We start from the raw sequence: 19,691 nt of genomic DNA on the forward strand, positions 1-19,691 counted from the left end.
CCCAGCTTAGCGCGGGAGAAAGCCGGCGCCAGCCCGAAGAGAGGCTGGCGCCGCTCCCCCTTTAGAAGTTCAGCCGCACACCGAGCTGATAGCGCCGGTCGTTCTTGAACCACGCGTTCGGTTTGAGCAGCCCGTCGGAGTCGACCTGCTGCATCAGCACGGTATCGGTGCCGAGCAGGTTCGTCGCTTCGAGGATGAACTCGATCCGCTCGCTCGCACGAAGGCGCAGCGAGGCGTCGAGATAGCCGGTACTCTTTTGCCAGATCGGGAAGCCGACGCAGCAGTCGATCGCGGTCACCAGATATTTGGAGCGCCAGTTATAGGCGACGCGCGCCGACACCGGTCCCTTTTCATACATGCCGACGAGGTTGTAGCTGTGCTTCGATATGCCTTCGAGCGCGTTCGGCTTGACCGTGCTGTCCTCGTAGGTGATCCCGCCGCCCGCGGTCCCGCCGGCGGTCTCGTTGGTCAGGTTGACCGTTTCGATCCCGTTGTTCTTCACATAGGTGTAGTTCGCCTGCACCCCGAAGCCGTCGAAGGGTGCGGGCAGGAAGTCGAAGAAGGTCTGGAAGGCGAATTCGGCGCCATAGATTTTGGCCCCGTCGCCATTGACCGGCCGTTCGAGCCGGACCGTTTCGGTGACCCCGCCATTATTCACCTCGAGGCTGAACTGGCCCGCCTGGATGTAATTGTAGAATTTCTTGTAGAAGGCGGTGGCGGTGAACGAACTCGCCCGGCCGAAATAATATTCGAGCGTCAGGTCGAACTGGTCCGCGGTCATCGGCTTCAACCCCGGATTGCCCGACTTGCCCGTATATTGCCAGTCATAGGCAATCGCCTCGCCCGCCGAATTCCTCGTCACATTAGGATCGGAGAGGTCGTTGAGATTGGGCGACAGGCGGTTGATCGTCAGGAAGTTGCGCAGCAACCCGAAGTCGGGCCGCGACATGGCCCGCGAATAGGCGAAGCGCGACACGAGCTTGTCGGTCAGGTCGAATTTGACGTTGAAGCTGGGCAAGGCGTGGAAGTGATTGGCCCTGGTCGTGTCGGCCACGGTCGCGCCATTGTTGAACGCGAGCTCCTTCGCCGTCACCACGCAGCCCGCGGTCGCCGTCGGGCGCCCGTCGACGACCGCGCGATCGCAGGTCAATTGCGAGGCCGTGAACGGATTGGCGAAGGTCGTCGCGCCCTGGGTATCGTTGCGCGTCCAGATCAGGCGCACGCCGAGGTTACCCGAAATGCCGATATTGCCGATCGCAAGGCCATCGCCCCCGAACTTCGCCATCGCATAGGCCGCCATCGTCCGCTCGCCGACCTTGAGCACCTCGCTCGGCAGGTAGCAGCCATATTTTTTGGTGATCGTTTCGCCCGCGCGATAGCCCGCGTTCGAACAGACCGGATAATAATCGCCCACGCCGATCGACGGACGCCCCAGCGTCGCCGCGAGATCCTCGCGGTTCACCAGCTTGTCCATGTTGAAGAACATGAAGGACTGGTGGTTCATCTGGTTGCCCGCGAAGAAGTCGCTGCCGAAGGTGCGCATCTGCGTTGTACCGGCGGGATAGACCGGGCTGTCGGTGTTGAAATAGGGCGCCTGCGTATAGGTCCAGGTGTTCGAGATATTCGCCCAGTTATACGCGCCCCACCGCACCGTCTGGTCGCGATCGGCATAGCGCGCGCCGACCTTGATCGCGCTGAGCCAGCTCGAATCGACTTCATATTCGACGTCGGCGCGCAGCGCGACTTCCTTGCCGTCGCTGTCCTCGGTGTGGTCGGTGACCGAATAGAAATAATAATTGTTGGGATTGGTCAGCCCACCCGGCGACAGGTTGATATTGTCCGCCCGGGTCGGCGTGAAGGTCAGCGTCGGATATTTCCCCGTCAGGTCGACGAAGGTGTTGGCATAGCTGCGCGAGGTGACCGACGCGTTATAGTTGCTGACGCTGGCATCGACATATTGCCCGTCGAGCGTCACCCGCACGCGATCGGCAACGTCCCAGCGGAAGTTCAGGCCGAAATCCTGCGTCACCTGCCGGTTGCGCAAGGCGTTGGCGGCGGTGTCGACTTGCGGCGCGCGGCGGTCGTTGGTGCAACCTTCCCATGAATAGCAGCGATTGAAGAAGGCCTGCCCATTCTGGTTCAGGCCCAGACCGCGTTCGTCGCCGGGATTGTCGCCGACATAGGGGCGCATCGCCGACCACCAGCCGCTCTGGAAATTGCCGTCGGCATCGAAGGCGAACGGCGCGGTTCCCTGGAGCGGCGCAACCAGCGACGGATCGACAAAGGTAAAGTCGCTCGGCTGGCCGTAAAGATCGGCATAGAAGGCCGACGAGAAGACCGCATATTCGCGCCAGCTGTTGTTATATTGCGAGCGGTTATACTGCGCGGTCAGTTCCATATCGCCATCGTTCGACCGCCACTGGAACGCCGCCGCCGCGCCATAGCGTTTGCGGTCATATTCATTCTCGCGCATGTAAATGCCGCTCGGCACATATTGCTTGCCCGGCCCGAACACGCCGTCGAAAATGCCCATGCGCTCGAACTGGATGCCCTGGCTCGATGTCTTTGCGTGCGAATAGGCGCCGTTGATCATCAGGCCGATCTCGCCGATCCCGGTTTCCCAGCGGTTCGAGATGATCCCCGAAATCTCGGGCGTCGATTTCTTGGCGATGTCGCCATAGGTGTTCTTGATCGAGATCGAGATCAGGCGGCCGTCCTGGCCGAACGGCACGCGCGTCCGCAAATTGACCGTGCCCGCGATGCCGCCCTCGATCATGTCGGCGGTCTGGTTCTTGTAGGTGTCGATACCGCCGAGCAGTTCGGGGGAAATATCCTGCCAGCTCAATCCGCGCGACGAATTGGCACTGAACGTATCGCGGCCGTTGAATTCGGAGCGCACCTGGTTGAGCCCGCGAACGATGACGCCCGACGGTTCGGCCGAGAAGTGCGAGGTGTCGTCGGTGCCCGCGAAGCGGATCACGGTGATGCCCGGAACGCGCTGCAACGCTTCGGCGACCGATTTGTCGGGGAAGGAGCCGATATCCTCGGCAGTGATCGAATCGACGACCGTGTCGGCGCTGCGCTTGCGGTTCTGCGCCGATTCGAGGTTGGCGCGAATCCCGGTAACGACGATGTCGTCCGAATTATCCTCATCGGCCGCGACCGGTGCGGCGCCGTCCTGTGCAGCAGCAGGGAGCGTGATCGCGCTGGCGAGCGCGGCAACGCAGATGCCCTGAAGCAGGCCGCGGCGAACAGAATTACTAGTGGCAGGCCCCTTGTTCATTTCTATTTTCCCCCATCCCGACCGGTCCAGATTGCCTTCCCACAATCTCTATAAGACCAATTGCGTCCTTGGACTATTACCAATAGACTACAAATCCAGCACGCTGTCCATTGCAAATTTATGGCAGTGCAAAGATGCTGGCGGCGGGAGCGGCCGCAACGGGGGAGGCAAGGCCATGCGATTGATTTCACTAGACGTGCTGCGGGGGCTGACCGTCGCGGGAATGATCCTTGTGAACTCGGCGGCGGCGATGAAATATGGCGCAGAGGCCGATGTCGCACCGATCCTGCTGCACGTCAGCTGGGACGGGCTCACCCTCGCCGACCTCGTTTTTCCCGGCTTTTTGACGATGGTGGGGATCGCAATCCCCTTTTCGATGCGCGAGGCGAAGCTCGATTCGGCACAGCGCCGCCACATCCTCGGCCGCTCCGGCCGCCTGCTCCTGCTCGGCTTCATCCTCAGCAACCTGTACTGGTTCACCAGCTTCGCTTCGGGCGACTGGCGCCTGTTCGGGGTCCTGCAGCGAATCGGGCTGGTGTATTGCGCGTGCGCATTGCTGTTCCTGCTGGTGGGCACGCGCGCGCGGATGATCATCGCCGCGGCGATCCTCGCTGCCTATTGGCCGCTTGCGCTCCTCCCTTCGCTCGATGGCATGGCCACCGACATCTGGGTCCGTGGTCATAATTTCATCGCGTCGATCGACCGAATCATCCTCGGAAATCATCTATATGTGAAGGGGCCGGAGGGCTATGATCCCGAAGGAATCCTCGGCACGCTGCCCGCGATCGCGCAGGGCCTGATCGGGGTGGCAATCGGCGAGATGCTGATTCGCCGCAACGGCCCGGCCAGCCGGCAGCTTGCGATTGCCGGCGCCGCGATGCTGGCCATCGGCGGCGCGTGGAGCCTCGCTTTCCCGATCGTCAAGGATATCTGGTCGAGCAGCTTCGTCCTCGTCACCAGCGGGATCACGATCCTCGCGCTCGCACTGCTGCACCACCGGCTCGACCGCGAGGACCGCGAACCGGGTGTCGCGGCGACCGCGATGCTCGCCTTCGGCGCCAACGCGATCGCTGCTTACACGCTGCATCAGGTGACCGCGGGCGTCGTGACGTGGGACCTGCTCCTGCTGCCATTCCGCGCGCTGCGCGACGCGCTGGGCGATCCTATCGCATCGTTGCTGCCCGTCATCCTCTATATGCTGCTGATCTGGGGGGCGATGGAATGGCTGCGCCGCAAGCGCTGGATCATCAAAATCTGATTTCCCAAACATACCTCTTGATGAGACCTATATAACCTATATAGTACCAATATATCGAGTGGCGACATGTCACCGATCCGGAGACAAGATGACATGACGCCGAACGCCGCGGGTGACGGACAGACGCTGATGGAACAGGAAGCGGGCGAGGCGGCGGCGGCGGTTGCAGCGATGCTCGCCGCGAATCGCGAGGCGTTCGTTGCAATCGGCCGGCGCCTGCGCACCTCGCCCCCCGTCGCCGTCGTCACCTGCGCGCGCGGATCGTCCGATCATGCCGCGACCTATGCCAAATATCTGATCGAAACGATGACGGGGACACCGACCGCATCGGCGGCGTTGTCGATCGCCTCGCTCTATGACGCGCCCGCCGTCGCCGGAAACCGGCTCTGCCTCGCGATTTCGCAATCGGGGAAAAGCCCCGACCTGCTCGCCGCAGTCGAACAACAGCGCGACGCCGGCGCTTACGTCGTCGCGCTCGTCAATGCCGACGCTTCGCCGCTCGCCGGCCTCGCCGATGTCGTCATCCCGCTTTCGGCCGGGGTCGAGCGGTCGGTGGCGGCGACCAAATCCTATATCGCCTCGCTCGCCGCCGTCGCGGCGCTGGTTGCCGCGTGGGCTGAAGACGCGGCGCTCGACACCGCGCTGACCGCCCTCCCCGCCCAGCTCGTTCAGGCGTTCGCGCTCGACTGGTCGTCCGCGGTCGGCGCGTTTCGGGACGCGACCAACCTGTTCGTCCTCGGGCGCGGCTATGGCCTGGGGGTGGCGCAGGAGGCGGCGCTCAAATTCAAGGAGACTTCGGGACTCCACGCCGAAAGCTTCAGCGCCGCCGAAGTGCGCCACGGCCCGATGGCGATCGTCGGCGCGGCCTTTCACGTCCTCGCGTTCGGGGGGACCGACCGCGCCGCCGCAGGCGTTCGCGCCGTTGCCGATGAATTCCGCGGCCGGGGCGCGACCGTGCTGCTTGCCGATCCGGTGGGCGGAGACCTGCCTGCGATCGCCGCGCATCCGGCGATCGAGCCGATCCTGATGATCCAGAGTTTCTATCGCATGGCGAGCGCGCTGGCGCTGGCACGCGGCCATAACCCCGACTCGCCTCCGCATCTCAACAAGGTTACCGAGACTTTATGATCTTTCGTTTCCACAACGGCCGGGTCGCACTGCCGGGCGGCACCGTCGGCGCGGCGGATATCGCCGTTGCCGACGGTGCCGTCACCGCCGTGTCCGCGGCTGGCGATGCGCCCGCGGATCGCGAGATCGACCTCGAAGGCGGCTGGCTACTGCCCGGCTTCGTCGATACGCAGGTCAATGGCGGCGGCGGCGTCCTCTTCAACGACCAGGTCGATGTCGAGGCGATCGCCGCGATCGGCGCAGCGCATGCGCGCTTCGGCACCACCGCCTTCCTGCCGACGCTCATCAGCGACACGCCGGCGCAGATATCCGCCGCGCTCGCCGCGGTCGATGCGGCGATCGAGCAGGGCGTGCCCGGCGTTATCGGTATCCATATCGAAGGCCCGTTCATCAACGAGGTGAAGCGCGGCATCCACGAGGCGCATCGCATCCGCCGCCTCGATGCCGACATCCTCGCGACGCTCACCGCACCGCATCGCGGCCGCGTGATGCTGACGCTCGCACCTGAACTCTGCGACGAGGAGGATATCCGCACCCTCGTCCGCCACGGCGTGATCGTCAGCGCGGGGCATAGCGATGCGACCTATGACGAGGCGCAGCGCGCGATCGCCGCGGGGCTTTCGGGTTTCACCCATTTGTTCAACGCGATGTCGCCGCTCCATCACCGCCAGCCCGGCGCGGTCGGGGCGGCATTCGATTCGGACACCTGGTGCGGGCTGATCGTCGACGACGTGCACCTGCACCCGGCCGTCGTGCGGCTCGCGGTGCAGGCGAAGGGCAAGGACCGCATCATGCTCGTCACCGACGCCATGCCAAGCGTCGGCACCGACGTCAGCGAATTCACGCTGCAGGGCAAGCGCATCGCGGTGAAGGACGGCGTCTGCATCTTCGAGGACGGCACGCTCGCCGGCACGCATCTCGACATGGCGTCGGCGCTGCGCAAGACCGTCGAAGTCACCGGCCTTCCTGTGACCGACGTGTCGGCGATGGCGAGCGCGACACCCGCCGCCTTCCTGTCGCTGGAGGACCGCATCGGCGCAATCGCGCCGGGGCAGCGCGCCGACTGGGTGTGGCTGGACGCCGGGCTCGAACCGCGCGCGACATGGATCGGGGGACGGATCGTCCCCGAAAACGGCAACGGACCTGGCGCACGCCGCACAATGATACACCAGCCGCACAAGATAAGCGGCGGAAGTTTTGGGGATTAATCGATGAGCCTGATCATCACCTCTCCGCTCAGAGGATGGGCGACGACGCTGGACAGCGTTCCCGATCCGGTGTTTGCCCAGCGGATGATGGGCGACGGGGTCGCGATCGAACCGCTCGGCGACACCGTCGTCGCGCCCTTCGACGGCGAGGTCGTCACGATCCACGACGCGGGCCACGCGGTGTCGCTGCGCAGCGCCGAGGGCGCCGAAGTCCTCATCCACATTGGGCTCGATACGGTGATGCTGAAGGGCGAAGGCTTTACCCCGCTCGTCGCGGCCGGGCAGACGGTGTCGCGCGGCGACCCCCTGATCCGCTTCGATCTCGACGCGGTGGCGCTCGCAGCGACGAGCCTGATCACCCCGGTGATCGTGACCAATGCCGAGGCGTTCGCGATCAGCCGCCGCACCACCGACAGCGCGATCGGCGCGTGCGAGGCGCTGATGACGCTTGTCCCGGTACAGGCGGAGGCGCGCCGCCGCTCGGACGACGGCACGGTGGTCGAGCAGGCGGTGACGCTGTCGCTGCCGCACGGCATCCATGCGCGTCCCGCGGCACGGATCGGCGAGGTCGCGCGCGGCTTCGAGGCCGACGTGCGTTTGCTGAACGGCGACAAGCGCGGCGATGCGCGCAGCACCGTTGCCCTCCTCGCGCTCGGCACCGCATTCGGCGACGAGGTGATGGTGCAGGCACGCGGCGACGATGCCGAAGCGGCGCTGGCGGCGATCGTTGCGCTGCTGGCGACCGATATGGGTGAAGGCAGGCCTGCGGCGGCATCGGTTGCACCCGCTCCCGCCACGCCGCTTCGTGCGGGCCAGATCGGCGGCGTCATCGCCTCCCCCGGCCTCGCCATGGGGCCTGCGGCGCGGCTGCGGCAGGCCGAAATCGCGGTCGCGCGCGAGGGCACAGGCGCCGTCGAGGAGCGCGCGGCGCTGCTAGCCGCGCGCGGCGAGGTGCGCGCGAGCATTGCCGCGCGCGCCGACAGCGCAAGCGGCAGCGTCGCATCGGTGATGCAGGCGCACCTCGCGCTGATCGACGATCCCGAACTGCTCGCTGCCGCCGAAAGCCGGATCGCGGCAGGCAACAGTGCCGGCTTTGCCTGGCGCGGGGCGATCCACGACCAGATCGCCGCGATCCGCGCGACGGGCAATGCCCACCTGATCGAACGCGTCGACGACCTCGTCGACATCGAACGGCAGTTGCTGGCAACGTTGACCGGTACCCCGCTCGACGGGGCTGCGCTCCCGGCGGGCGCGATCGTGGTCGCCGACGACCTTCTGCCGTCGCAGCTCGTCATGCTTGCGGCAGCGAAACCTGCGGGTATCTGCCTCGCGCGCGGCGGTCCGACCTCGCATGTCGCGATCCTCTGCGCGGGCATGGGGCTTCCCGCCCTCGTCGCGATGGGCGATGCGCTCGGCGCGGTCGAGGACGGCACGCCGCTGCTGCTCGATGCCGAGCTGGGCCATGTCACCGCCCACCCGTCGGCCGCCGACGCCGACGCGTTCACCGCGCGGCTCGCCAAGCGCGACGCCCGGCGCGCGGCCGCGCACGCGGCGGCGAAGGACGCCTGCCACAGCGCCGACGGCACGCGCATCGAAATCTTCGCCAATATCGGCACCGTCGAGGACGCCGCACTCGCCGCAGCACAGGGCGCCGAAGGATCGGGGCTCGTGCGCAGCGAATTCCTGTTCCTCGATCGCGACACCGCGCCATTGGAGGACGAACAGCACGCGGCTTATCAGGGCATCGCCGACGCACTCGCGGGCAAGCCGGTGATCATCCGCCTGCTCGACATCGGCGGCGACAAGCCCGCCGCCTATATCCCGATCGATGCCGAGGAAAATCCGGCACTCGGCCAGCGCGGTATTCGCGTCGCGCTCGCACAGCCCGACCTGCTCGAAACACAGCTCCGCGCGATCCTGCGCGTAGCTCCCACCGGCCAATGCAAGATCATGATCCCGATGATCGCGAGCCTTGACGAGCTGCGGCAGGTCCGCGTGATCGTCGACCGGCTGCGCGGCGAGATGGGCATCGCGACGCCCGTCGACGTCGGGGTGATGGTCGAAACGCCAGCGGCGGCGATGACCGCCGACCTGCTCGCCGCCGAGGCCGATTTCCTGTCGATCGGCACCAACGACCTCACCCAATATGTGCTCGCGATGGACCGCGGCAATCCGGCGGTCGCCGCCGGGGTCGACGCGATGCACCCTGCGGTGCTGCGCATGATCGGCGAAACCTGCCGCCTCGCCGCCGTCCACGACCGCTGGGTCGGCGTGTGCGGCGGCCTCGCCTCCGACCCCGCGGCGCTGCCAATCCTGATCGGCCTCGGCGTCACCGAACTCTCGGCGGTTCCCGGCTTCGTCGCCGAAGCGAAACAGATCGTGCGCGGCCTGACCCTGGTCGAGGCGCGCGCGCACGCCGAGCTTGCGCTGCAATGCAAGTCGGCGGCAGAGGTTCGCGCGCTCGCCCGCGCATTCGAGGAGACACGGCGATGAGGAAGATTCTCGAAGCGCTCCAGCCGCTCGGCCGCGCATTGATGCTGCCGATCGCGGTGCTGCCGATCGCGGGCCTGCTGCTGCGCATCGGCCAGCCCGACCTGCTCGACATCGCATTCATATCGGCCGCGGGCGCCGCAATCTTCGACAATCTCGGCATTCTCTTCGCGATCGGCGTCGCGGTCGGCTTCGCGCGCGACGGAAACGGCGCGGCGGCGCTCGCCGGCGTTGCCTGCTATTTCGTCACCACCAATGGCGCGCAGACCTTCATGACCCCGCCGCCCGACATCGGCGCGGGGCTTCCCGAGGCGGCGGCAGCGTTGACGGCAAAACAATGGGCGGTCGGGCTGATCGACCGGCTCGAGGTACCCGTGGGGATCATCTCGGGGCTGATCGGCGGCCATTTCTACAATCGCTTCGCGACGATCGCGCTTCCCGAATATCTCGCTTTCTTCGGTGGCCGACGCTTCGTGCCGATCGCAAGCGGGGTCGCGGGGCTGCTGCTCGCGGCGATCGTCGGCTACAGCTATGCGCATATCAGCGGCGCGATCGATACCGCGAGCCGGGCGGTCGTCGCCTCGGGCGAGATCGGCCTCTTCGTCTATGGCGCGCTCAACCGGCTGCTGATCGTCACCGGGCTGCACCATATCATCAACAACGCCGCCTGGTTCGTCGTCGGCGATTTCGAGGGCGCGACGGGCGACCTGCGCCGTTTCTTCGCGGGCGACCCGACCGCGGGCGCCTTCATGAGCGGATTCTTCCCGGTGATGATGTTCGGCCTGCCCGCCGCGTGCCTCGCCATGTATCACGAAGCGCGGCCCGAGCGGCGCAAGGCGGTCGGCGGGATGCTGTTCAGCCTCGCCTTCACGAGCTTCCTGACCGGGGTGACCGAACCGATCGAGTTCACCTTCATGTTCGTCGCGCCGCTGCTCTACGCGATCCACGCGCTACTCACCGGCGCCTCGATGGCGCTGATGAACGCGCTCGACATCAAGCTCGGCTTCGGTTTTTCGGCAGGGCTGTTCGACTATGTGCTGAACTTCAGCCTCGCGACGCGGCCCTGGCTGCTGCTGCCCATCGGCGCGGTCTATGCGCTCCTCTATTACGGCCTGTTCCGTTTCTTCATCCGCCGCTTCGACCTTGCCACCCCGGGGCGCGAGAAGGGTGAGGTCGCCGAAACCGCGACCGCGCCGGCGGGCAGTGCGCGCGGCGATGCCTTCGTCACGGCGCTGGGCGGGGCGGCCAACCTGATCAGCGTCGATGCCTGCACCACTCGGCTGCGGCTCATCGTCGCCGACCAGAGCGCGGTCGACGACGCCGCGCTGTCGGCGCTCGGCGCGCGCGGGATCATCCGCCCGTCGGAGAATGCCGCACAGGTCGTGCTCGGGCCGATTGCCGACCTGGTTGCCGAGGAAATCCGCGGCGCACTGGCAGGCGGCGGCGCATCGGCCCAACCGGCGCTGACCAATCCGCCGGCCGGCCATGCCGCTCATGCCGCCGCACTGCCCGCCGACATTCTCGGCGCGCTCGGCGGCGATGCCAATGTCCGCGCGGTGCAGGCGCTCCATGGGCGCTTCCGGGTCGAGATCGCCGATGCGGCGCGCGTCGATGAGGACGCGCTGGCACGGTGGGCGCGCGGGGTCGTCCGCCCGCGCCCGAATATCTGTCACATCCTTCCATGATTAGGGCGGCGGCCTTCCCGCTGCTCGTCCTAATGCTCACCGGGGCGGCTCCACCCGAGCCGGCCCGGTGGGCTCCCCTTCCCGTCCACATCGGCGGCCGCGTAGCCGCGGCGCCCGAGGGCGGCGTCGATTTCGGCTGGCCGGGGGTCTATATCGAGGCCCGGTTCGAGGGAACCGCCGTGCGGGTGCGGTTCGCGGCGCCCACCGACCATATCCGCGTGTCGATCGACGGGGTAGAGCGCGCCGTCTTTCGCGCGCCGGGCGAGGTCGACACGGTGATCGGCGGACTGGCGGCGGGCGTGCATATCGTGCGCCTCGAAAAGCTGACCGAAAGTCAGGCGGGCGCCAGCCGTTTCATTGCCTTCGAGGTGGCAGGCAAGCCACTCGCGCCGCGTTCGCGCGTGCGCCGGATCGAATTCATCGGTGACAGCTTCACCGTCGGTTATGGCAACATGTCCGCCACGACCACCTGTACCGGCGAGGAGGTGCACGACCGCACCGATACGAGCCGGGCCTTCGGTCCGCTCATAGCGCGCGCGCTCGATGCGGATTATCGCATCAACGCCTTTTCGGGTTTCGGAATGGTCCGCAACTATGACGGCAACGTGCCGGGCGAAAGCCTGCCCTTCCTCTATCCGCGCGCCATCCCCGGTGCCGCCGCACCAGCCGCCACCGATGCCGGCTGGCGCCCGCAAACCATCGTGATCACCCTTGGCGGCAATGATTTTTCGACTGCGCTGAAACCCGATGAGCACTGGGCCGATACGGCGGCGCTCGAGGCTGCCTATCGCGGCCGCTATGCCACCTTCGTCGCGGATCTCGCGGCGCGCCAGCCGCAGGCGCGCTTCATCCTCGTCGGATCGGACCTCTTTTTCGCGCAGGTCGAGAAGGTCGCGGCAGGACTGGAAACCGCCCTACCCGGCCGCGTTGCGACGCTGCGACTACCCCCGCTCGACCTGGGCGGCTGCCACGGCCATCCGTCACTCGCCGATCATCGCCGCGTCGCCGACCTGCTGACCCGCGCCATCGACCGCCGCTGATCCACGCGGCCTTTGCTTATAGATACGGACATGCTCGATCTCGAACCGGGCCGGGAAAATCGCGTCGTCGGCGACCTCGCGATCAGCACCCCGCACCGCGAGGCTCAATATCAGATAGTGCGCCTTGTCGAATGGCCATTGCGCCATTCCGGTCCCGGCATTGGCATAGCGGTGATAGGGCTTGCCATCGACCGCAAAGCGAAGCTCGCGCGACGTCCACAAAAGCTGATAATCGTGAAATGCCCCGCACGCATCCGCGACATCGACTCTGCCGCCATTCCCGGCGGTTCCGCTGGTCGAGATATTATGGACAGTGCCCGTCACCGCGGACGCCTTGCGGTCGAACTCCATGATGTCGATCGAACCGCTGTCGGGCCAGGGCGCCGTCGCGCCGAGCGTCCAGATCGCCGGCCATAGTCCCTCCCCGCACGGCAGCTTCGCGCGCACCTCGATCAGGCCGGAGGTGAATTCGGCCTTGCCCTGCGTGGTCAGCCGCGCCGAGCTATAGCCCTGCCCGCCATGGTCGGCGCGGTCGGACAGCACCTCCTTGCGCGCGGTGATGACCAGCCGGCCGTTTTCGATCCGTGCATTTTCGGGTCGATCCGCCGCATAATATTGCCGCTCGCCATTATGCCAGCCGGTCTTGTTGGCGAAAATGTCCCAGTTCCATTTCGCGGGATCGGGGGCGCCGTCGCGGTCGAATTCGTCGGCCCAGACGAGTTCGAAGCTACCCTTGGGCACCTCCTGCGCCATCGAGGGCGACGACAGAAGCGCCGTGCAAGCCATACCGAACCGGCATCCCCATCCACCCCGCATCATCATTCCCCCAGATGAAAATTGGTATTACATTGATATGATACTTGTCATCATAAGATCATGCAATCACCTCATGCTCGGGAGGAAAGCGGATTAGTCCCAGTCGAGCGCGCCCTTTTTCCATTCATAGATGAAGCCGATTGTCAGGATGCCGAGGAAGACCATCATCGCGCCCCACGCTTCCCAGCCGAGATCGTCGACCACCACCGCCCAGGGAAAGAGGAAGGCGGCCTCGAGGTCGAAGATGATGAACAGGATCGCGACGAGATAGAAGCGGACGTCGAACGGTTTGCGCGGCGCCTCGAAAGCGGGGAAGCCGCATTCATATTCGGAGAGCTTCTCGCTGTCGGGCGCATGCGCGCCAGTGAAGCGCGACACCGCCATCGGCAGGAAGACGAACAGCAGCGACAGCGACAGCGCGACCACGAGGAAGATCAGGATCGGAAAATATTCGAGCAATAGTGCGGACGACGACGCCGCATTGGCGCCGGATACGGATTGGGACAGCATGGCGGCCTCCTTCGAAGTCGCCGGGCCGTCCCGGACCTGATACCGGCGCCTTTGCACGAAGGCGCCGGGGAGGACGTGGCCTCGCTGGGTAGATGTGTGTCCGCTCAGGCGGGCGAAGACAGCTTCATCAGCAGCAGGCCGCTGACGATCAGGATCGCCGCGCCGATGCGCATCGCATTCGCCTGTTCGCCGAGGACGAAGATGCCGACGAGGAACGCGCCGACGGCGCCGATCCCGGTCCAGATCGTGTAGGCGGTGCCGAGCGGCAGCGATTTCATCGACAGCGACAGCAGCGCGAAGCTTACGATCATCGCGGCGATCGTGATCGCGGTCGCGCCGGGGCGCGTGAAACCTTCCGATTGCTTCATCGAATAAGCCCACACGATTTCGAAAAGTCCGGCGATCGTCAAATATACCCAGGCCATGGCAGCCTCCTTCAAGGACTGCCGGGCCGTCCCGGACTTGAAACCCGCGGCATCGCGCGGGGAGGACGTGGCCTCTTCAAGGCGGCCTGGCAGGGGCAGCAGGACTCGAACCCGCGACCCTCGGTTTTGGAGACCGATGCTCTACCAACTGAGCTATACCCCTAGGCCGGAGTGGGCCACTAGCCGGATTGCAGGGACGGGGCAAGAGGGATGACGGGTTGCGCGTGCGGGCCGGGCTGATATGCGCAATTTCGCATGAGCGACGCGTCCCTCTCCACTCCTTCCGAGCACCCGTCGACGGCGGCCCCGCAGAATTATCTGGGCGGGATCGGGCTCCGGCTGCTGGCAATGATCAGCCTGTCGCTGATGTTCGTGCTGGTCAAATATATCGACGCTGCGGGAATCCATGTCGTCGAAAGCCTGTTCTGGCGACAGGCGCTCGTCCTGCCCTTCCTGCTCGTCTGGGTGATGGCGACCGGTGGCTTGGCCTCGCTGAAGACGCAGCGGATCGGCGCGCACGCCCGGCGGATGCTGATGGGCCTCGCCGGCATGGCGTGCAATTTCGGGGCGATGATCCTGTTGCCGATGGCAGAGGCGACGACGATCAGCCTGTCGGTGCCGATCTTCGCAGTCATCTTTGCCGCGCTGCTGCTCGGCGAAGCGACCGGATGGCAGCGCTGGAGCGCGGTGATCATCGGCTTCGTCGGCGTACTCGTCGTGCTCAACCCCGTCGCGAGTTTCGCGGGCGGATTCGGCGGCGAGCATGGCCTTGGCACGCTGGTGGCGCTCACCGGCGCGATCATGACCGCGCTGATCACGATTGCCGTGCGCGACCTCGGCCGCACCGAAAATGCCGCAACGATCGTTTTCTGGTTCAGCCTGCTTTCGATGATCCCGCTGGGGATCGCCCTGCCCTTCGTCATCACGCCGCACGACGGCCACGAATGGTTGCTGCTCGCCGGGCTCGGCTTCCTCGGCGCGATCGTTCAGATGTCGCTGACCGGCGCGCTGCGCCTCGCCCCCGTGTCGGTCGTCATCCCGATGGATTATTCGAGCCTGCTCTGGGCGATTGCCGCGGGCTGGTGGTTCTTCGGAACGCTCCCCGCCGACACGACATGGGTCGGCGCACCGCTGATCGTCGCGTCGGGCCTGTTCATCGCCTGGCGCGAGCATCGCCGCCATATCGCCCGGCCGAAGGAGGTTGCCGCATGACGCTCCCCATTCTCTATCATTGCCCCGATGCGCGCTCGCTGCGCTGCCTGTGGGCGGTCGAGGAAGCCGGGATCGACGTCGACCTCAAGCTGCTCAAATTCCCGCCGCGCGCGTTCGAGCCCGACTATCGTGCGGTGAATCCGCTGATGACCATTCCCGGCTGGGTCGAGGATGGGCGGCTGATGACCGAGTCTGCGGCGATCTGCGAACGCATCGCCGAGGGAACGCCGCTCGAGGTCCGCCGCGATGAGGCCGATTATTGGGATGCCCGCAACTGGCTGCATCGCAGCGATGCGACGCTGACCTTCCCGCTCGCGATCATGATCCGTTATACGCGCGTCGAAGTGCCCGAGCGGCGGCTCGCGCAAGCGGTCGAGGACTACAAGGCCTTCTTCGGCGGACGGGCGAAGAGCATCGAGGCCGCGCTCGCCGACGGGCGCGAATGGTTGGTCGCGGGCCGGTTCACCATCGCCGACATCGCGATCGGCTATGCCGCCTTCCTCGCGACGACACTCGGCGCCGACGATGTGCTCGGCGACGCCACCAAGGCGTGGCTCGCGCGCTGCATGGCGCGCGACGGCTTTATCCGGGCGCGCGAGCGCCAAAAGCGCTGAACCGCCCCATATTGGCGGCATCCTGTGCAAGAGGTCCAACAACCCGCGCAACTTTCGCCCTCATCGAGAGTCGCTCTGCCTGAAGGGGCCAGTGGACACGCGCTGCCCTGCCGATCCAACAGAAGGAGTAGCGTATGGGTTCCGTTTTCAAGACTTCCGGGGCGATGCTGGCACTGGCGATGCTGGCCGGACCAGCGGCTTTGGCCGCACAGGACACCACCGAAGCCGAGCCGATGGCGACCGTCACCGCCGAGCTGCCCTCGCCGGACCAGATGACCAAGGGTCCGAAGATCGAGGGCATTATCTCCGCGCGCAGCGATGGCCGGATGCAGGTCACGACCGCCGACGGCAACAATACGGCGATCGCGATCGCCGATTACACGAAGATCAAGAGCAGCGGCGGCTTCCTGGGCCTCGACCGCGACAAGCTCGCAGCCAATTCGCTGCTCAACGGCCTGCCGGTCACCGTCGAGACGTTGCAGTGGGATGGGGGCCTGGTTGCTAACCAGGTCGTCCTGAAGAACAAGGATCTGCGGACCGCGAACATGATCCACACCGGCACCAACCAGCGCTTCGCCGAACAGACGGCGGCCACCGAGGCGCTGCGCAGCCGCGTGGGCGATATCGACCAGTATAATGTCAAGGGCACCACGAACGTGAACTTCGACACCGGCAAGGCGGTGCTGACCGAGCAGGCGAAAGCCGATCTGTGCAGCGCGGCAAGCCAGGCCGAGGGCATGGACAACGCCCTGTTGCTGGTCGTTGGCTACACTGATTCCACGGGAAGCCAGGAACTCAACCAGGTGCTGAGCGAAAAGCGGGCAAGCCGCGTCGTCAATCACCTGCAGCAGGCGTGCGGCTGGAAGCCCTATCGTATGCTGACCCCCACCGGGATGGCCGAAGCCGATCCGGCGGCCGATAACAGCACCGCCGAGGGCAAGGCGCAGAATCGCCGCGTTGCGGTGAATATCCTGGTCAGCAAGGGCCTCGACGGCCTTTAAGATGCGCGGGGTGGGCCCGGCCCACCCCGAACATCTTGCCATCCGCGCCGGCGATCGCCGCCGACGCGCAAAAAACAGAGAGGCGCGGTCTCGCGACCACGCCCCTCCCCCCAAATTCGGGTAATCTGTCTTAGCGCGAAGCGAGACGCAGCGGACTGCCCTTCGCCGCCCACTGGATGCTTTCGCTGCCCCCCATCGCGCGGATGAAGCAGGTCTGCCCCTGCGCCTTGAGCTGGTTGCACAGGCTCGTCGCGTCGGCACGCGTCGCGAGGCCGTTCACCGTCAGGCGATAGAAATTGCGGCCGTTCACCGTCGCGGCATGGCTCGACGCCGGGAAATTCGCGAGAACCCCGTTCCGCTTTTTCAGCGTGCCCCATTTTTCCTTGGCGATGCCGAGGCTGTCATAGGCGCCGAGTTGCACGGCCCAGCCGTTCGGCTTCTTCGCATCGAAACCCATCGCCTTCGGGATCAGCACGGTTGCGAGTTCGAGCGCCTGTTTCTGCGCCGGGCGGATGCGCCCCTCGCCTGCAACGCGCGGTGCGGCGCGGTAGGGCGCCGCATCGGCGAGGATGACTTCGCCCGCGGGTTTCGGCTGCGGCAGCTCGGTCACCGGCACCACGCCGTCGGCGCCGCGTTCGGGCATCGGAAGTTCGACGCTGCGGATCGCACTGCCCGCATCGGCCAGAACCGGCGGCGGCGGCGCATAGGCGGCGACAGGCGCCGGGTCGGCGCTCGCGAGTTCGACCGCGGGCGCGGCGGCGGCCAGCTGGGTTTCCCCGAAATTGCTGAGTGCAAGGCGCACCGGCATGCCGGCATCCTGCTGCGCCTTCGTCCCGATCAGGCTCGCGACGCGGATTTGCGCGCTCGGCTGTTCGGCCAGTTTCGACCATTCGGCCATCCGCGCTTCGAGTTTTGCAGCGGACAGGTCCTGCGATGCCAGGATACGCGCCTGCGCCCAGCGCCCCGAAAGGGCGAAAGCCAGCGCGAGATTCTGCCGCGTGCGCGCGCTGGCGCCTTCGGCACGTGCAGCTTCGCTCAGCACATAGATCGCGCCTTCGCTGTCACCCGCAAGCGCGAGCGCGAGGCCGATGTCCGACGCCGGCACCGTGTCGCGGTGCTGCGTAAGGAGCGCGACCGCGTCGGCATTCTTGCCCTGCGCGATCTGCGCCAGCGCCAGCGAAAGGATCGTATTGCTGTCGGTCGCGCCGAGCTCGACCGCTTCGGTCAGCGCCGCGGTTGCCGACGCAAACCGGCCGTGGTTCAGATAGGCCTGTCCGAGGAGTGCGCGATAGCCCGCGTCGCGGGGGCTGCCCGCCACCGCGGCTTCGGCGAGGCCGACGGCCTTGCTGGCCTTGCCCGCTTCGAGCGCCACGCGGGCCTGGTCGGCCGACTTGGCGGCGATCGCTGGCTTGCCGGCGGCGCGCGACGGCGCGTCGGCCATCTTGCCCATGCCGCTGCATCCGGTGGCCACGCTCAGGACAAAACCCGAAACGGCCAGGTTCATCAGCATCTTGCGGTTCATGACGATTCCCCCTCTTTTTCTTTAACGCTGCGCCTGGCGCGGCGGGCGCGCCGCCGGCAGGCGGCTCGCCATCGCGTCGATTTCGGGCAGCGACGACAGATATTCGTCGAGCAAATCGGTCAGGATCACCTGCGACGACCGGTTGGTCACCGCACTGGCAAGGCGCAGGCGCAGATGGCGTTCGGCGTCGAGGCGCAGCGTGAAGGCGGCCTTTTCGCGGGCACGCAGCGCGCGGGGCGCCTTTTCCTTCTTCGGCTTCGGCTCGGGACGCGCTTCGACCTTGCGCGCCACCGCGGCGACGCGTTCGATCAGCGATTCCTGCTGACGGACGATTTCGGGGACTTCGGGCGCTTCGGCTTCGAACTGGTCGGCACCGTAATCGTCGGTCAAACCGTTGAAATCGTTTGAAAGCCCTGCCGGGAATTCGTGACCGGCGCCATCGTCGACCGCATGTTCGGCCTCGACATTATGCGCCAGCACCGAACCCGTCAGCAACGGTTTCAGGTCGAGCATCCGCGCGGGTTCGGCCGACTGGTCGGGATCGACATCATAGCCCATGTCGTTCCAGCCAAGGTCGTCATAACCACCGCTGTTGAGGGGGGCCGGGCCGCTGCCGAGCGGCTGGCGGCGCATGGCGGGACGCGCGCCGCCCTTGCGGGCAAGGAGGCCTGCGCTCAGCGATGCGAGGGGTTTGGGTTCGCCCATGGTTCCCGCTCCCGTCACTGACCAGCGATGCGGCGGCCGAAGCCACCACCCATCGGGCGGACCGCGCCATAATTACCCTGCGTCGGGATCGGCGCGGCGAATACGGTGCGGCGGAAATTCTTTTCGAGGCGATCGTTCATATAGGTCCAGAGCTGGCGGATCTCGTCGGCCGAGCGGCCGTTCGGATCGACCTCCATCACCGTGCGACCGTCGATCATCGACGCGGCATAATCGGTACGGTGGTGCAGCGTGACGGGGGCCACGGTGCCATGCTGCGACAGCGCGACCGCGGCCTCGCTGGTGATCTTCGCTTTCGGGGTCGCGGCGTTGACGACGAACACCAGCGGCTTGCCCGCGCGTTCGCAGAGGTCAACGGTTGCGCCGACGGCGCGTAGGTCGTGCGGGCTGGGGCGCGTCGGGACGACGATCAGCTCGGCAACCGAAATCACGCTCTGGATCGCCATGGTGATCGCCGGCGGGGTGTCGATAACCGCGAGCTTGAAGCCTTGCTGCCGCAGGATTTCGAGGTCGGAGGCCAGCCGCGCGACGGTGGTCTGGGCAAATGCCGGAAGGTCGGTTTCGCGCTCGTTCCACCAATCGGCGAGCGAGCCCTGCGGATCGATGTCGATCAGGACGACCGGACCTGCGCCCGCAAGCTGCGCCTGCACCGCTAGGTGCCCCGACAGCGTCGTCTTACCCGACCCGCCCTTCTGTGAAGCCAATGCCAATACGCGCACTGCGTTACCCCCTCGGAAAATCCAATATTCGGCGAAGGGATGCCATGCGGGGCGCTA

The 19,691-nt window shown here is 66.2% G+C and carries 16 protein-coding genes and 1 tRNA gene; 9 read left to right on the forward strand and 8 right to left on the reverse strand.

Translation table 11 applies throughout. The features are described 5' to 3' along the window. Positions 1–61: 61 nt before the first annotated feature. Entirely contained in the window at positions 62–3,283 is a 3,222-nt protein-coding gene (locus tag VGN62_RS20325) for a TonB-dependent receptor (protein WP_327457369.1), read from the reverse strand. Positions 3,284–3,458: 175 nt separating this feature from the next. On the opposite strand from VGN62_RS20325, the gene VGN62_RS20330 reads away from it, so the two are divergent. The 6 genes from VGN62_RS20330 (at position 3,459) to VGN62_RS20355 (ending at position 12,092) form a co-directional block, all read left to right on the forward strand. Continuing rightward, positions 3,459–4,541 (forward strand): acyltransferase family protein, encoded by a 1,083-nt coding sequence (locus VGN62_RS20330; protein ID WP_327457371.1) that lies wholly within the window; start codon positions 3,459–3,461, stop codon positions 4,539–4,541. Between the two features lie 93 nt (positions 4,542–4,634). Further along, positions 4,635–5,669: an SIS domain-containing protein gene (locus tag VGN62_RS20335; RefSeq protein ID WP_327457373.1), complete on the forward strand. Its 1,035-nt coding sequence runs from the start codon at positions 4,635–4,637 to the stop codon at positions 5,667–5,669. Then, positions 5,666–6,877, forward strand: coding sequence for an N-acetylglucosamine-6-phosphate deacetylase (gene nagA / locus VGN62_RS20340; RefSeq protein WP_327457375.1), 1,212 nt, complete (start codon positions 5,666–5,668; stop codon positions 6,875–6,877). The genes VGN62_RS20335 and nagA overlap by 4 nt, the downstream gene beginning before the upstream one ends. Positions 6,878–6,880: 3 nt before the next feature. After that, entirely contained in the window at positions 6,881–9,370 is a 2,490-nt protein-coding gene (ptsP, locus tag VGN62_RS20345) for a phosphoenolpyruvate--protein phosphotransferase (protein WP_327457377.1), read from the forward strand. Beyond that, the gene (gene nagE, locus VGN62_RS20350; protein ID WP_327457379.1) at positions 9,367–11,052 is read left to right on the forward strand and encodes an N-acetylglucosamine-specific PTS transporter subunit IIBC; all 1,686 of its coding nucleotides are present in this window, start codon (positions 9,367–9,369) and stop codon (positions 11,050–11,052) included. The genes ptsP and nagE overlap by 4 nt, the downstream gene beginning before the upstream one ends. Next, a complete protein-coding gene (locus VGN62_RS20355; protein ID WP_327457381.1) occupies positions 11,049–12,092 on the forward strand; it encodes an SGNH/GDSL hydrolase family protein in 1,044 nt (347 codons plus the stop codon). Before nagE ends, VGN62_RS20355 begins: the two co-directional genes overlap by 4 nt. Here the strand turns inward: VGN62_RS20355 and VGN62_RS20360 are convergent. The 4 genes from VGN62_RS20360 to VGN62_RS20375 form a co-directional block, all read right to left on the reverse strand. Next, complete coding sequence (locus VGN62_RS20360; protein WP_327457383.1) at positions 12,033–12,833, reverse strand: glycoside hydrolase family 16 protein; 801 nt, start codon at positions 12,831–12,833, stop codon at positions 12,033–12,035. The genes VGN62_RS20355 and VGN62_RS20360 overlap by 60 nt on opposite strands. Before the next feature lie 168 nt (positions 12,834–13,001). Further along, on the reverse strand, positions 13,002–13,418 hold the full coding sequence (gene ndhC / locus VGN62_RS20365) for an NADH-quinone oxidoreductase subunit A (RefSeq protein ID WP_327457385.1): 417 nt from the start codon (positions 13,416–13,418) through the stop codon (positions 13,002–13,004). Between the two features lie 104 nt (positions 13,419–13,522). Further along, positions 13,523–13,843 (reverse strand): multidrug efflux SMR transporter, encoded by a 321-nt coding sequence (locus tag VGN62_RS20370; RefSeq protein ID WP_327457387.1) that lies wholly within the window; start codon positions 13,841–13,843, stop codon positions 13,523–13,525. 87 nt (positions 13,844–13,930) lie between these two features. Then, positions 13,931–14,006, reverse strand: a tRNA-Trp gene (locus VGN62_RS20375). 92 nt (positions 14,007–14,098) lie between these two features. Between VGN62_RS20375 and VGN62_RS20380 the strand changes: the two genes are divergently transcribed. The 3 genes from VGN62_RS20380 to VGN62_RS20390 all read left to right on the forward strand — a co-directional run bounded on the left by VGN62_RS20380 (position 14,099) and on the right by VGN62_RS20390 (position 16,670). Further along, complete coding sequence (locus VGN62_RS20380) at positions 14,099–15,055, forward strand: DMT family transporter (RefSeq protein ID WP_327457389.1); 957 nt, start codon at positions 14,099–14,101, stop codon at positions 15,053–15,055. Further along, positions 15,052–15,669, forward strand: a complete 618-nt coding sequence (locus VGN62_RS20385; protein WP_327457391.1) for a glutathione S-transferase — start codon at positions 15,052–15,054, stop codon at positions 15,667–15,669. The genes VGN62_RS20380 and VGN62_RS20385 overlap by 4 nt, the downstream gene beginning before the upstream one ends. Before the next feature lie 134 nt (positions 15,670–15,803). After that, a complete protein-coding gene (locus VGN62_RS20390; RefSeq protein WP_327457393.1) occupies positions 15,804–16,670 on the forward strand; it encodes an OmpA family protein in 867 nt (288 codons plus the stop codon). A 130-nt stretch (positions 16,671–16,800) separates the two neighbouring features. Here VGN62_RS20390 and VGN62_RS20395 read toward each other — a convergent pair whose 3' ends face one another. Genes VGN62_RS20395 through VGN62_RS20405 form a run of 3 tightly spaced genes read right to left on the reverse strand, consistent with a single transcriptional unit; the run spans position 16,801 to position 19,634 of the window. After that, positions 16,801–18,192, reverse strand: a complete 1,392-nt coding sequence (locus VGN62_RS20395) for an SPOR domain-containing protein (RefSeq protein WP_327457395.1) — start codon at positions 18,190–18,192, stop codon at positions 16,801–16,803. Positions 18,193–18,213: 21 nt separating this feature from the next. Continuing rightward, a complete protein-coding gene (locus VGN62_RS20400) occupies positions 18,214–18,897 on the reverse strand; it encodes a hypothetical protein (RefSeq protein WP_327457397.1) in 684 nt (227 codons plus the stop codon). A gap of 14 nt (positions 18,898–18,911) precedes the next feature. Next, the gene (locus VGN62_RS20405) at positions 18,912–19,634 is read right to left on the reverse strand and encodes a ParA family protein (RefSeq protein WP_293642937.1); all 723 of its coding nucleotides are present in this window, start codon (positions 19,632–19,634) and stop codon (positions 18,912–18,914) included. Between the last annotated feature and the right edge of the window lie 57 nt (positions 19,635–19,691).

This window comes from Sphingopyxis sp. (genome assembly GCF_035998905.1).
Classification (GTDB): domain Bacteria; phylum Pseudomonadota; class Alphaproteobacteria; order Sphingomonadales; family Sphingomonadaceae; genus Sphingopyxis.